General features: G+C 54.4%; 7 protein-coding genes. All 7 read right to left on the bottom strand.

Annotation, left to right across the window (positions count from 1 at the left end; translation table 11 throughout):
• Positions 1–160 precede the first annotated feature (160 nt).
• The 7 genes from PAT3040_RS24480 to PAT3040_RS37380 are packed head-to-tail and all read right to left on the bottom strand — an operon-like array spanning position 161 to position 15,247.
• Entirely contained in the window at positions 161–1,150 is a 990-nt protein-coding gene (locus PAT3040_RS24480) for a sugar phosphate isomerase/epimerase family protein (RefSeq protein WP_108994735.1), read from the bottom strand.
• A gap of 38 nt (positions 1,151–1,188) precedes the next feature.
• Positions 1,189–2,181 carry an alcohol dehydrogenase catalytic domain-containing protein gene (locus tag PAT3040_RS24475; protein WP_108994734.1) on the bottom strand — a complete coding sequence of 331 codons (993 nt, stop codon included), beginning with the start codon at positions 2,179–2,181 and terminating at the stop codon, positions 1,189–1,191.
• Between the two features lie 26 nt (positions 2,182–2,207).
• Positions 2,208–6,869 carry a S9 family peptidase gene (locus PAT3040_RS24470; RefSeq protein WP_108994733.1) on the bottom strand — a complete coding sequence of 1,554 codons (4,662 nt, stop codon included), beginning with the start codon at positions 6,867–6,869 and terminating at the stop codon, positions 2,208–2,210.
• Positions 6,870–6,873: 4 nt separating this feature from the next.
• Positions 6,874–10,929: an S-layer homology domain-containing protein gene (locus PAT3040_RS24465; protein WP_108994732.1), complete on the bottom strand. Its 4,056-nt coding sequence runs from the start codon at positions 10,927–10,929 to the stop codon at positions 6,874–6,876.
• Positions 10,930–10,946: 17 nt separating this feature from the next.
• Positions 10,947–11,927 carry a hypothetical protein gene (locus tag PAT3040_RS24460; RefSeq protein ID WP_108994731.1) on the bottom strand — a complete coding sequence of 327 codons (981 nt, stop codon included), beginning with the start codon at positions 11,925–11,927 and terminating at the stop codon, positions 10,947–10,949.
• Complete coding sequence (locus PAT3040_RS24455; RefSeq protein ID WP_108994730.1) at positions 11,924–14,275, bottom strand: alpha-L-rhamnosidase-related protein; 2,352 nt, start codon at positions 14,273–14,275, stop codon at positions 11,924–11,926. The genes PAT3040_RS24460 and PAT3040_RS24455 overlap by 4 nt, the downstream gene beginning before the upstream one ends.
• 27 nt (positions 14,276–14,302) lie before the next feature.
• Positions 14,303–15,247, bottom strand: a complete 945-nt coding sequence (locus PAT3040_RS37380; protein WP_108994729.1) for a hypothetical protein — start codon at positions 15,245–15,247, stop codon at positions 14,303–14,305.
• Between the last annotated feature and the right edge of the window lie 4 nt (positions 15,248–15,251).

The raw sequence follows: 15,251 nt of genomic DNA, 5'->3' as shown, positions 1-15,251 counted from the left end.
GAAGAATAGATTTAGAGAGTTACAAAAGAGTAACATCATTCGGGAAATAATGACAAGAAATAGTGACAAGAAATAGTGACAGCTAGACAGCAAGAAGACCTCTATTCCTTTGTAAAGGTAGAGGCCTACTTTTTTAATATGATCTCCGAACGAGATAATACTAAGTAATCGGACGGAGCAGCAAGTTTCGCAAATAGACAGTCGACTCTGTAGCCTCGCCCCTTGCTATAATTCCCTCCAGCTCACCAGAAGGTATGGAATCAAGCAGACGGTTAAAAGCCTCCATCGCCAGCACACCCTCGCGTACCGCAGCCAGACCGTCCTCGCGATATGGATACTGGTCGATGGACAACCAGCCTTGGTAGCCCAGGCGCCGCAGCCAATAGAAGAACTCTAGCGTCTCGATCGTATGCACGCTGCCTACAATCATATCATCGTCCCAATGACGATAGTTGTCGTTCATATGGACATGGAACAGCTTGCCGCCGTATTGCTGCAGCAAAGCGGCCGCCTCGGCTGGCGTCTCGTAAGCGTTAAGCGAATGACCAAAGTCAATCGTTACGCCCACATTGTCTCCTCCCGCTTGCTGCGCGATCAGCAGAGCGTTTGCAGCCGTACTGAGCAGGCCGTGCGTACGCGGTTCCTTGATTTTGTACTCCAGGCTATAGCGCACATCGCTGCGATGCTGGCTTGCTTCCCGGATCCCCTCTACGAACCATTGCCGCTCCTGCACATAATCCGACTGAAATAAATAATCGTAACCGTCTTGTCCCGGCCATAACGAAAGCAGATCACACCCGAGTTCCACCGCAACATCGGCCATTTCCTTCGTATGCGAAATCGCTTCGGCGCGTATGGACGCCTCCTTGGATGCAAAACTTCCCTTTTTCCACTTTGGTTGGCCAAAATGATCCGGAATAATGGAGGCCAGCTTGAGCCCGGTTCTGTCCAGACAATCCTTTAGCTGCCTTACGTTCCCTTCGGTCACATGCCAAGTGCCAACCAGCTCGACTGCCCCGACTTGGGGAATTTGAGCCGCTCTTTCAAATAGCTGCTCGATCGTATAACGATCCCCGTAGCCCGTCGGGACGAAACGGTCCGAACTCGAGCCGAGATTGGACAATATTACGGCATATCCTGCAAAGGTCATTTTACTTCCTCCAATGGATTTATTATTTTGTTTATTTTTCACCAGTCCAACACTACTCCAAGATGTGGTTCTGTTCGATCCGCTATGAGGCGCCAAGCGTCGGCCGCTTGATCAACTGGAAAACGATGCGTCACAAGCGACTGCGTATTCAGCCAACCGTCGTGTATCCCGGCAATCGTTTCATTGATCCTTCCGCGCGTCCATCCGGAAGGTGCCTGGAGCGTAATTTCCTGATTTCGCAGCTTCTGTATATCAAAGGATCCGGCTCGGCCGTAAAAACCGGCAGATACAAAATACGAATTACGTTCGAGCAGAGGCAGCAGCTCGTCTACGGCGCCGAGATCGCCTACCGTATCGACGATTATGGCTACCCCCCTGCCCTTTAGAAACTCCGTCGCCGCAGTCCTGAGCGGGCTAACGGTAATATTTTTCCCCTTTAACCCGCTGGCCAGCATCTGCAGCCGATAATCGTGTTTGCCCGCCACCAATACGTCTGCCTGGCGGTGCAGCAGCGTCTGTGCAGTCCAGTGACCAACCATCCCGTCACCAAGTACAATCGCGCAATTGCCGGGTGACACGGCGGGCCGCATCCCGCAATTGTAGCCGACTTGCGCCAGCACCGTGCCGCTAAACGCCGTACCATCCGCACCTTCTGGCAGTTTCCATACCTGATCCGCCGGCGTAATGGCGGGACTCACATGACCAGCCATCGGATCAAACATTCCGTTTACCTTGCTTAACGTTGCAAACACATGGTCTCCGGGAGAAAAATCCGTCACTTCGGCACCGACCGAACGAACCCTCCCCGTCTTTTGATAGCCAGCAACGATCGGGAATGGCCATGCGGCTCCAGTCACATACGGAGTATCTCCGCCGAGCCGCTCCCCCCTTAAAAACGACGACTCCGTTCCGTTGCTGATCCACGACACCTTAACGTCGATGACGACGTCCTGCGGTCCCGGTTCGGGCAGCTCAACCTCTCTCACTTGCACCTTTAGCCGATCATCGAATACTACCGCTTTTCCTTTCATAACCTGTTCCTCTCTCCCTGCATCCGTTAAACTTCCGTGATGGATAAATTTTTAATCTGCATGCCTGCCTTGTAGATGCCAGGAACCTCCCAGCCGATGTAGACAGCGGACAATTCAAGCTCTTCATAGGCGACATCCGTCAAAAACCCATTATTTTTGGCTACCGTTAGCGCGTCCAGTATCGATGCCTTGAGATCCAGATCAACCGACTGCCAATTGCCATTGCCTGTCGGTTCGTTATAAATCGATGACGCTCCGAGTGTATAAATCAACTGATGAGTATCGCCCGAAGGATGAAATCCGCTGTCGATATGCCACGAAGCCGGGACATATGTATAACGGCTGTCAAAGATCGGTATCCCGAAATTAATAAAATCGCCGCTGCCTCCGCTGTCATTTAAAATAAGATACACGACCGCCATTGCCGCATGATAAGCCGGATTGTAATCGACCGGATTCATCAACGACTGCATCTCCGTAATCCTTGTATCGAACCTGACATTGAGATCGTGATTTAACGATAAGGAACGCGGCGAGCCGATGCGCTGCTCCAGATAGAGATGCAGCCACGGGTCAGACACACTGTCTCGCGGCTCGTCATATTCAAGTCCCGCATCTACGGACAGCTCGAGCGTGCCGTCGTCGTCGAGCGCAACCGTCTTGTACGCGTTGCTGTATAGATATCGACTGCCGGCCCGCACGCCGGCAATAGAAGCGAGATCGCTCCTTGAATTCCACTGCGAAAAATTCCATATGGGCGTGTAGCCGTAGATATCCTTGCCGAAATCAACAACCCCCGTCACCTGCACGCCGCCTTGTGCGGGATGATACACTTGTGCTCCTTGGGCAAACTCCGGATCCAGCAGCCAATTTGTCGACTCCGGCAATGAGTCGATGCCGACTCCGATATCGTTGATGGACAGTAATCGATATTGAAACGGATTGCTGGAAGCTGTTGCGGCCCCGATCGAAAAATATGCCTTGCCTCCGCTAAACCAGTTGTCCATAATCTGATCCAGCCCCGTGGAAGCGGCAATCGGCTGGCCGTTAACCGTCAGGAAACGCGTCCCGGCAGCATTACGGCCGTATTCGAAGCGCAGCAGGTCATTCCAATTCGCGCTGATCGAGCCTCCGCCGATCCACTTCCAGCCGGGCACCCAGTCTTGCTCATCTCCCGCTTGCGGCTCCGAAATCCGGTATACCTCGATATCCAGACGATCCTCGCTATACGGACGAATAAATATGTTTAATCCTTTGACGCTGCCTGGATCTCCTAACCGAAAAAAGGAGGGGCTGCTGAGCCAATTCAAGCTCAGCCAGCTGTCTATGCCCTGGCTGCCCCAGCCTGGCACCTCGCTTAACATAACCTCGACGGCGAAACGTTCGGACGGAAGCTTCCTATTTAATACGAGTCCCGCCGCATGACCAGTAAAATCGTAATTGCCCTGCCCTGTGACCACTATGCCTTCACTGGCTTCCTCCGCCTCAAACGGAGCCCACAATCCGTTTTGCATGCCGCCCTTCAAGCGACTCCAGTTATAAAAGGCAGAGCGCAGCAGCGCAGGACGGTCATCGACGCTCAACAGCCTATAACCAAAAGTATTCGCGCCTGACGCAGCTGCTCCAATAGAAAAATAAGCATCGCCATTTACAAACCAGCTGTTGTCGATTTGAGACAGATCCGCGCTTATTGGCGTTCCGTTCGCATACAGCGTACGCTCTCCCAAAGCGTCGGTGCGGACCTCGAAGCGAAGCGGTGTGTTCCAGCTTGCAACAAGACTGCCTCCGCCGATCCCTTTCCAGCCTGGCACCCAATCGTTCTCGTCTCCAGGCTGCGGCTCCGACAGACGATAAACCTCGATATCCAGACGATTGGCACTATAAGGTCTAACAAATACCGTCAAGCCTTTGCTTGCGGATGGCGCGCCCAGCTTAAAATAGGTCGGCTGGTTCAACAAATTGAAGTTAATCCAGCTGTCCGTCCCCTCGCTCCCCCAACCCGCAACCTGATCCAGTCTTAGATCGACCGCGAACTGACCGAGGTCTACAGCCTCCGTTCGAACAATGCCCGCAGCATGGCCTGCAAAATCATAATTTCCCTGGCCTGTAATCGCAATGCCGTCATCTTCATCAGTTACAGAAAACGGCGCTCGCGCGCCGTTCAAAATACCACCTTCTAAAGTCTGCCATTCTACCGATGTCACAGCGCTGCTGATCCGAACGCCGGAAGTCTTAACGTCCTGCAACGGAGTGCTGGAGATAAGACCCTTCTTGTCAATCAAATTGATATAATGAGCTTTTGCTTCCGCAGGCAATTGTGCCGCAAACGTTTTGCCGTCCGCACCGGCATCCATACTCACTTTTGTCCACTGCGGCTTTAGCTCATTAGCCGCTTTCGTTGTGTAGTAAAGCTCCGCATCGGCAATCGAAGAAGATGCAGCCTCGATACTGAGCTGCCTCCCATTAAGCTCAAAGCGAACGATTTTCGGCAATGGCGTGCCTCCAGCTACTATGCTGTCCGCAAAGGCAAATAGTTCTTCCGGACTCATCCCCTGCTCCTGTCCGTGCGTCATGCCATGATGAATGCTTAGCACCGAATCCGATGGAACCGTCTCATACGATTGCGAGAACACGCTCAGCGGAAAATGTTCGTCGGCATCCCCGTTTAGCCACAGCATAGGCATGGAGGCTTTCGCCAAATACGCGGCAGGCTCCCACAGGCTATCGAACTTCTGCTGCGTCTCCTTGTTCCAGCTGCGATAAGTATCGCCAAAATAGCTGGGCGAGTCGGAGACATGGCCGGCTCCGTAGACGGATGCGGCAAAGCTGAAACGATCGTCTACACCTGATGTGATAGAGGTCAATACTCCGCCCCATGAAATGCCGACAAGTCCGATTCGTGATTCGTCCACGGCCGGCATCGAGCGCAACAGCGAATGAGACAGGATAATATCGGCAACTGCGTGATAGGTCCACTGATCTTTTACCGGCTTGTTAAGATCGCGCCATACGGCCTGATTGGCAGGACCGCTGAATTCATGGCGATCATACGATCCTTTTGCCGCGTTCCAAGGTGGAACATTACCCTCAAGGTCCATCGCGATCGCGGCATACCCTCTGTCGTTCCACAGCTTGACCCAATCGGCAAAAGCGGTTCCGAGTCCTCCATGCGCGAGCACGACAGCCGGAACCTTGCCGGACTTCGCTTCTTCCGGCAGCCCTATATAAGCGAACACTTTTGTCTGCCGTCCTTCATAAGGCTGCCCTTCGAACCAGATGGCCTGTACGTTGCCGACATCACGTGCAGGATCCCGCTCATAAGCTGGCGCCTGTTTAAGCGTCGCCATCTCCCACGGCGCTTTTACCGTAGGAGGAGAAGAGGACGGCTCTCCGCCGCCTCCCCTTTTTTCTATGGCATCCAGTACATTTAGCAATGCCTGCACCGCTTCGGAACGAAGCACTTGCCCATCCGGAGCGAACATGCCATTGCTTCTGCCGCGCATAAGCTCCAGTTCAACCGCTCGCTCGACATCCTCCTGCGCCCATGCCGATACCTGATTGGCATCCGCCAAAGCGGACGCGTCCATTGTTCCCTCATTTGGGTCTCCACCCTTGTAGGCGTATGACCGCACCAGGAACGCCGCCATCTGCTGACGGCTAATACCCGCATTCGGCGCAAACCGATTTTCGTCCACGCCTTGCACCAGACCGGCGGCATATGCGTTCGAGATATCCGCTGCATACCAGCTGGCCGCAGCAACATCGCGGAAAGGCTGTCCCGCCGAAGCGGATGGCAATTTCAACGCCCGATTTAACATAACCGCGAATTCGGCGCGTGTAATCGACTGATTTGGCCGGAACGTGTAGTCCGTATTACCGAACACGATACCTTGCAGCGCAGCCCGCTCAATCGACTTTTCCGCCCAATGTCCTGGCGTATCCAGATATTTGCCCGTAGGTGGCGGCGTATCCAGCATCGCCTTGGCTCCTTGCACGCTGCGGAGCGTGTACGCAAACGGTGTATCAGTGCCCGCCGCCGCGCCTATGGAGAAATACGCTTGCCCGTTTTTAAACCATTTGTCCTCAATCTGTTCCATCTCGCTGTCCATCTTGGTGCCGTTGATGTATAAATCTCCAGCTGCCTTCTCGTCGGTCCGAATCTCAAATGTGATATCCTTGTTCCAGATCGCCTTGATCGTACCGCCGCCAATCCCCTTCCAGCCTGGTGCGAAATCCCCTTCGTCGCCGGGCTTTGGTTCGGACAATCGGTAGATTTCGATGTCCAGCGAATCCGTGGAACGAGGCCGGATAAAAACCGTCAAACCTTTGGCGGCCGCCGGATTGCCAAGCGAGAAGTAACGCGGCTCATGCAGCAAATTAAAATTAATCCAGCTATCCACGCCGTCCTTTCCCCAACCTGCCACTTTATCGATGCGCATCGTCATGGAAAATTTTTTTCGGTCAACCGACTTCTTGAGCAGCACGCCTGCCGCTCCTCCTCCAAAATCGTAGTTTCCGCTGCCCGTTATGCTTAGGCCATCTAACGTGCTCACCGCTTCAAACGGCATGATCTGGCCATTAAACGTACCGCCCGACAGCTTCTGCCAGGGCTGACCGGCAGCCATTACCGAGCCGGCTCCCATCAGCAGAAATACAAATGCTATCAAAATTGCCCCTCTATAGGCCATTTGGTTAGCTCCTCTCGATTAACATGCCCAGCACGTATTGCGCGTGCAACCGAATCAAATAATCATTGGGATGATTGATATGATTGCCCGTCGTATCAGCGAACGGTTTATGTTTCAGCAATTCGCGATGGACCCCGGTCATGTCGGCTACGGCCGTCCCGCCCATTTCAGACGCCAATTGATCCAGTACTGCCTTGTAGTTCGGCTGTTGCTTGTAGAACTCGGTGTCCGGATTAGGCAGAGTCGTCGCCACCAGCAGAAACTCCGTCGCAGGGTTGGCTGCGCGAATCGTTTCCATTATGGCACGGATATGTGCCTTAAACGCTTGCGGCGTGACATTAAATGTGCCGTCATTCATGCCAAAGGCAATAATCGCGAGATCGGGCTTGTGCACCGCCGCTCGTGTCTCGGCCTCCGCTTGACCCCAAGCCGCGTCCTTGCCGCCTACCGCTGTGTTGACAAAGGTGATTTTAGAGTCAGTCGCCCGATCCAGTTCGTCGGCCACCAGCTTGCCCCAGATCGGCAGATAAGGCGCAACTCCCGTCAAACCGCTTGCATTTTGTCCTTCGGAAATGCTATCCCCGTACAAGAGTAGCTTGAGATCCTCTCCCTCGCGAAGCTTGGCTATTGTACGAGTGAGAGTCCCGTCTGCATACGTCGGCAATGGTCCCTTCCATTCGCCCTCCTTGTGCGTATAGGTCACTTTGATCTGACGATCGTGGAAGTACGAACCTTCCCGATAAAGCATGTAGCCGCCCGAAACCCGTGTAAACACTTGGCCTTCGATGTATTCCGTCGGATACAAATCGGCTGCTTCGCTTACCGGCATGCGCGAGCCGGCTGGTACGACCAGCCGTCCATTTTCCAGACGCCAGTCTTTTCCTTCCTCGTACCGGACGTCTCCCCTACCGTTCGTTACGGTCATCACTTTTAGCGGCTTAAACAGCAGCTTCGGATCGATGATGCGCCCATTATCTCTAACGAGCAGCAACGTTTCCTCGAAGGCGGTATCGCCTTCCCAGATCGGCTTGAGCGCTTGTTGCAGCCAGCTGGTTGTTCCGTTTGTTTCTCCTGCTGGCTCTTCATCGCCTTCCTGCTTCAGTGCCGCTGTTACACCATTGACAGAGCGGATTGTATAAGCGGCTTCGGCATCCGTCGATACCGCAGCGCCGATCGAAAAGTACGCCTTGCCATCCGAAAACCAATCCTTCTTGATCTGCGACAGATCGCTGTCGATGAGTTGTCCATTGATTCGCAGATAAGCATTACCCTGCTCCACGCCATATTCCACCTTCAACTCGCTGTTCCATGGAATGTCTAGCGTACCTCCGCCGATGCCCTTCCAGCCTGGCACCCAGTCGCCCTCGTCCCCAGGTTGCGGTTCCGACAAGCGGAATACCTCCACGCCCAATCGATCCGGCGCTTGCGGACGAACAAATATCGTCACGCCTTTGGTGCTGGATGGATCGCCAAGACTGAAGTATCGAGGCGTGTTTAACAAATTAAAGTTAAACCAGCTGTCCACGCCGTCTTTGCCCCAGCCCGCCACTTTGTCCAACCGGATGACGGTCTCAAACTTGTCTATGCTGACCGGTGTATGAAGAACGGCACCTGCCGCATTGCCCGCAAAATCATAATTCCCGGTGCCTTTTACCTGAATGCCATCCTTCGAGTTCTGCATCGAGATTGTCCCACGCTGATTTGTGGAGCTCAAAATGCCGCCGGCAAGCTGCGACCAGTCGCTGATTGTCTCTTTCGGTTTTTCTCCGGAATTGCCTCCGCCCGTATCCAGCTTATCGAATAAACGCAGCAGCGCTTGCACAGTTTCCGCTCTAGTAACCGTTCCATTCGGTACAAACCTTCCGTCGCCGCGGCCAACCATCAGCCCAAGCCTTAGCGCCTCGCGCACATCGGCAAGCGCCCACTGCGAGATGTTGGCTTCATCGGCTGCAATATCCGCGCTCGCGATAGTCACGCCCGACTTGCCTTGTCCGTATTGATAAGCTCGGACCAGGAGTGTTGCCAACTGCTCCCGGGTCAAGCTTCCTCCGGGTGCAAATCGTCCGTCGCCAAGACCCTGAATCAACCCCGCTTCCAGTACCGCGCTAAGCAAATCTGCGAACCAGTCGCTTGCCGATACATCGCGGAAGCTCGCCGCCGCCGCTCCTCCTCCGGACAACCCCAGGCCCCGTGCCAGCAATACCGCGAATTGCGCCCGCGTAATCACCGCATCCGGACGGAAGCTGCCATCCTCATAACCTTGCACAATATTGCGTTTCACTGCCTCGGCAATCGCTTGTTCGGCCCAATGTCCTTTTGTATCCGTAAATGAAACCGGGGATGTTCCTCCAGGTTGCGGAGCTCCATTGCCTGGTTTCACCTCCTCTTGTTGCTTGGATTTGGTTCGCTCGATCAGCAGACCATACGACTTCGTCACGCCATTTTCCGCTTTCACCGTAATATCGAAGCTGTTCGATCCGACCTTTAAAGCATCCGATTTTGCGCCATCCTTGCCCGATATCGACACTTTGGCCCCCGCATGCTCTGGCTGCGCCGCAATTTGTACCGCCGCACTCGCCGTGCTGGCTGTATAAGAAAGCTTGTCGGCAGCGAATGCCGGAGATAGACTTACGGCTGCGCCGCTCGATGTTTGTACGGTCAAACCGCGCAGATTCACATTCGAAGACAGCACCGGGGAGCCGCCGCCCGTGCCCGGATTCGAAGAAGGCGGAGCTTCTCTTCTCACGGTAATGACATAGGTCGTGCTTTCATGCCCTGCTTTTGACGCCTCCACTTCGATCCGGTTCGCGCCAGTCTCCAGGGACGCCGTTACGGGCTCTCCTACCGTCGCTGCTTCGCCGTTAATCGCAAGCTGCAAGCCCTCGTTTGATTCCGCTTCAGCGGTTATTGCTATCTCCTCAACCGTGTTTGCTACAGTCGCCGTATAATCCGTAACAAAAGGATAAAATTCGGCAGACAGCGTCCCTTGCGACAGCTCGATGCCATCCATAACCGCTTGCGGCAATAAGGCAACGTTTTTGCCGTTTACTTCCGTAATCGTGTACGCAAAATTCCCATCCGTAGACGATGCCGCGCCGGTTGAGAAATACGCCTTGCCGTCCGCGAACCACGAGTCTTCGATTTTTGCCAAGAAGACATCATAGGCTATCGTCTCATCGTTTAATGTAAGGCTGCCTACGCCGTTGTCGTCTACGGCATATTCGATCAGCATCGGTTCGTTCCAGGCGACATCCAGCGTCGCTCCTCCGATGCCGACCCAGCCGGGAATGTTCGTTCTGTAATCATAGGTATCGTCGCCGGGACGAGGATCCGAGATTCGGTACACCTCGACCTGAATCTGCGTATTGCTTTTCGGATAGATAAATAAATTCAGCCCTTTGGCTTGCTCGGGATGGCCCAAACTAAAATATTTGGGCGCGTGCAGCAAATTCACATTAAACCAGTTGCTGACACCGTTGTCCCGCAGTCCCGCAATCTCATCGATCTGGAGCCCCACGCTAAAGTTCCTGCGCTCTAGCGGCGTTTTCAGCACTAGGCCTGCCGCTTGTCCTTCATGGATATAATTGCCTTGGCCGCTGATTTGGATCCCGTCCTCCGTATTGACCGCTTCGTACGGGGCTCTCTCCTCTACTTCATTTAATAGGCCACCGGCGAGCCGCAGCCAGCCGCTCGTATACTCTTCGTCAACTTGCTCTTCCTCCCCGAGCGAGACGGGGTTGCCGTTAATCGATCTTATCGTGTAGGCCCGAAAACTGGCCTTTTCGAGCTGCAATTCGACGCTGAAATCTCTTACATCCACCGGCTGGTTCCAAATAACCCCTGCGCTGTGGCCGGTGGGATCATAATTGCCTGCGCCAGCGATACGAATCCCGTCCGCCGTGTCCTCCGCCACGAAAGGCAATCTCCCATACGTCTCATTAGAGATGCCGCCATCCAGCTTCGTCCATAGACTTTCGGCCGGTGCTGCAACAGCCGAGGATACCGGAAACAGTGGAACAGTGAGACATAATGCCATTGCACATGCAATCATTCGCTTCATGTTCGTTCCTCCTCGCTTCAATTGGAAATGATCATATTTTTTATATCCATCGAGCTCCGGAATATGCCCGGCGTCTCCCAGCCGATATAAATAGCTGACAGCCCTAAATCCTCATACGTTTCATCCTTCAGGAACCCGTTTTGCTTCGCGATGGCCAACGCCTCTTCCGCATAAGGCTTGATGTCGATATCAACCTCATGCCACTCGCCGTTTGCGGTCGGGCCGTCATAGATCTTGTTGCCGTCAAGCGTATAAATCAACTGATTGGTGTTGCCTGCCGCAGCTCCGCCGCTGTCGATATGCCACTCTCCGTGCGGGATGTCGCTGCGATTGTCCACGATCGGCACACAGAAATTAATAAACTGGCCGCTGCCGTTCATATCGCTCAAAATCAGATAGAAGACGGCGATCGAAGCATGCAGATCGGGATTATATTCGGCGTTAGTCATCAGATTGACATTCTCTGTCACCCGTACGTCGAAGCGAACCTGAAGCTTGTCTCCTTCCAAGCGGCGCGGCTCCTTATACCGCTGCTCCAGGTACAAATGCAGCCAGGGATCGGTCGGACGCACTCTCGGACCGTCATATTCTTTGGTTGCGTCCACTCCGAGCGTAACCGTACCGTCATCGGCGACGGCAATCGTTTTATATTCGTTGGCGTAGATATAGCGGTCACCCTCGCGCTTGCCCTCCATCTTCGCCAGATCGCTGCGCGAGTTCCACTGCGTAACGATCCAGTCCGTCACTTCGCCTTCGATGTTTTTGCCAAAATCTATTTTCCCGTTGACTCTCATCGCTCCCTGAATCGGATTAAAAACCATCGCGCCATTGTCAAAGCCTATATCCTGAATCCAGTTGTCCGCAGCTGTGGTAGAAGACGCTCCAGCCTTGTCATTCGTGTTGTCGCTCTCGCATCCGACGATTACATTACCCAACATTCCGAATAAGAGGATGATTGAAATCACTCCTTTCGCGGATTTTTTGCCTCTACTGTTCATGACACACCCCTCTCCAGACCACACTCCAAACTACTCTTTCGTTTGCCGGTCAACCAGTGAACCGTCCCGTCCGGCAATCTCACTTCCAGCTCCACCCCATCTGCTCCCGACACTTCCAAGCTGAATCTGTCGCCGTTTAGCACCTGCCAGTTGACGCCAACCATCCCCCAACGTGTCGCGACCTCTCCCTCTGCCCACTCAAGACCGCAGAGCTGCGGTTCAATGACGAGACGATTTACGCCAATGGCCGCTGGCTTGACACCAAGCAGCTCGGTCGTAAATTCATACAACGGCACAGCTCCCCATGCGTGGCAATCGCTGCGTTGCGATACGGGATCCTCCAGCCAGGTTGTCAGATTAAGCTTGAGCTGATCGCGCCAGCTGTCCCAGAGCGAATAGCTGCTGTCGTAACATCCCGCTGCCGCGAGTGCTCGGAACAGAAAAAACGACATCGAATAAGAGGCTTTTAGCAACCCCTCCTCCACAAGCAGCTTCTCCGCCAGTCGCACGGCTCGCTCACCGACGGCCGCGCCGCTTAGAATCGCCCAAATCTGTGCATGCTGGCTAAACGGTACAGTTATTTCAGAAGTCGGAATATCGCTGTACAGACCGCTCGTCTCCGACCAACACTGCACGTTCACTGCCGACCGGATCGCTGCTGCCCGGATGCGATATTCCTCCGCCGTCTCGACTCTTCCAGTACGGAAGTTAATGGCCGCCGCTTGCTCTAGTGCACACGCATACATCAAGTTGTATACCGTCAGCGGCTGGCCATCCATGGGCACGCCCCGCGTCGCCTCCCACTCTTTGACCCAATCGACATAAGACCAATAGGCCCGCGGTGCCGGCCCGACAAGTCCCTGCCCATTGACCCTTCTGCCAAACCAGTCGAGCACCGCGTCGATGGTAGGCCTGTAACGGGCGGCCAGCTCGACGTCATCGTAATGGAGCAAATGGTCATAGACCATCATGATCCAGTACAAGGCGAAACCCGGAATGACCTGCGGCTGCGTAGACGGATAACGGCTGAGCAGCATGCCGCTCGGCAAGATCGAGCTGTGAAACTCATGCAGCGCCTTGCGCGCCAACCGATCGTCGCCCGAGACCACATAGGTAAACAGCGCCTGCAGACGTGTATCCATGCTGTATTGCAATTGCTCATAATAAGGACAATCGTAGTAGCCTTCGTGCATACATCGCTGCAGCGAACGGATGCTGACTTCCCACAGCGGAAGAAGCGATTCGTCCGAGCAAGCGAACCTCGCTCTTTCCTTCAGCGGATATCCCGTATCTATATACTCCGCCAATAAAACGGTTAAAGCCGCTGCATCCGTTTCAATCTCAAGTCTCACGAAACGAAACGTCCGGAACAGAAAGGTTTCATACACCTCCGCTTGGCCTGAGCGGCCTATCCCCGCGACTCGGTACTGCTCCCGGTAGCCTCTTAGCACTTGGCCTTCGCATTGATCGCGTATACCCTTGGCGCCCTCTTCGGATTCGTAGCTCTCCGAGCAGAGAAACGTGATGCGCGCGCCCGCTCCGCCCGCTACCTCAAAGCGAAGATAGCCCGTTGACAGCTCACCCGCATCCAACTCCACAATCAACCTCCCGCCTGGCGGGACCTGCGCATGCGCCTCTGCTTTTACACAAAGCTGCCAAGTCCCGCCTTCGGCACGCATCACTCGCACGAAGCTCCGTTTCCGTTCATACATCGGCGGGATGGTGCGCGGCGTCAACTGCCAGGGCTGCAGAAAGCCGTCATACTCCAGATAGGCCGGACCGATTTTTGCCGCGCTGGTCCAGTTTCCATCGTCATAATCCGTTTCTCGCCAACCATGCGGCACTTCCGAACCTTCTACTGTCTCGCCGCCGCCCACGCATGTATGTGTCTCCGCTATGAATTCCACAGCGGAATCCACCTTGTACAACCACGATTCATCCGTATCGATCCGATGCTCCACACCATTGCTGCAAAGAACGGATCCCTCCACTATCAGCGCACCGGTAGGAGCACTGATGATCGCCGATGGATGCGGCGCCCCCTGGACATAATGGAGCACCTGCACCGCCAACACATTGTCACCTTGCCGGAGCAGGGACGAGATGTCTACCGTCTCGTAATAATGAGTCCGCAGATCACCGCGCGCCGGCCCTCGCGACGCGCACACGCCGTTGACATACAGCGCATATCGGCTGTCCGCAGATATCGAGAGCCTCCCCTCCGGTGCAGCATCTGTTTCGTATTGAAACCTTTTGCGCCAATACAGCATTTGATTGCCCGGACGGTCGTCCCATTGGCCAGACTGCGCCCAGATCCAGCTTGCTTTCCACTGTCTGTCTTCCTCCATGTCAGCCTCCCGTTTCCAACGTTACACTCAAGCCTTGCTTCTTTTTTTACGGATCACCCATACGACGATGCCGATCGCTAAGATTCCTAAAAGAGAGTAAAGGACAATGGCGCCAGCTCCGACGCCCGAATCGTTCGTCTCCAACTCGCCAGTTGCTTCTACCGCCGCAACTTCAGTCGGCTCGGGCGTCGGTTCCACAGTCGGCTCTGGAGTTGGCTCCTCGGTTGGTTCCGGCGTTGGCTCAGGAGTTGGCTCAGGCGTCGGTTCCGGCGCAGGAGCCAATCCTTCAAGCGACGCGGCTCTGCCGTTGACGGACAAAATCGTATAGTCGAACCTTGCATCTCCCTTTGTAGACCCGCCTGTGGAGAAATATGCCTGCCCATCCTGGAACCATTCGCCCGCTATTTGTGCGAGATCCGCTTCGATGACCTGATCGTTAACGATTAGACTGCTGCCACCTTCATCCGTCTTGTACTCTAATTTGATTCGTTTCTCCCAATCAACTTGCCCGGAGCCGATCCCTACCCAGCCTGCTTCGCCGGCTACCAGAAACACCTCGACATCCAGCTTGCCCGCCGAATGGGGCCGGAGGAACACATTAAGGCCTTCGGCCGATGCCGGATTGTCCAGATTAAAAAAGGACGGACGGTTGAGCACATTAAATGTGAACCAATGATCGGCGCCTTCGCTTCTCAATCCGCTTACTTGATCCACCTCGAACTCCACTGTTACTTCCTTTTGGTCAAGCGCTTCGTTTAGAACTGCACCCGCCGCATTGCCGGAGAAGTGATAGCCGCCTCCGCCTTCAATTCGCAAGCCCTTCTCCGTGTCGGTTAATGTAAACGGCACCCAGTCCCCATTCCCTATTATTTGTCCGCCCTTTAGCTGTTGCCAGCCATTTTCGGCTGCATGGACCGATGTTGTAGATAGCAGGAACACCGCCACCAGTATAGTCGTCATTATTTTTTTCATCTAT

It is taken from the genome of Paenibacillus agaridevorans, assembly GCF_003112455.1.
Classification (GTDB): Bacteria; Bacillota; Bacilli; order Paenibacillales; family Paenibacillaceae; genus Pristimantibacillus; species Pristimantibacillus agaridevorans.
The sequence above is the reverse complement of the archived record's forward strand: the minus strand, read 5'-3'. Positions and strand labels throughout refer to the sequence as shown.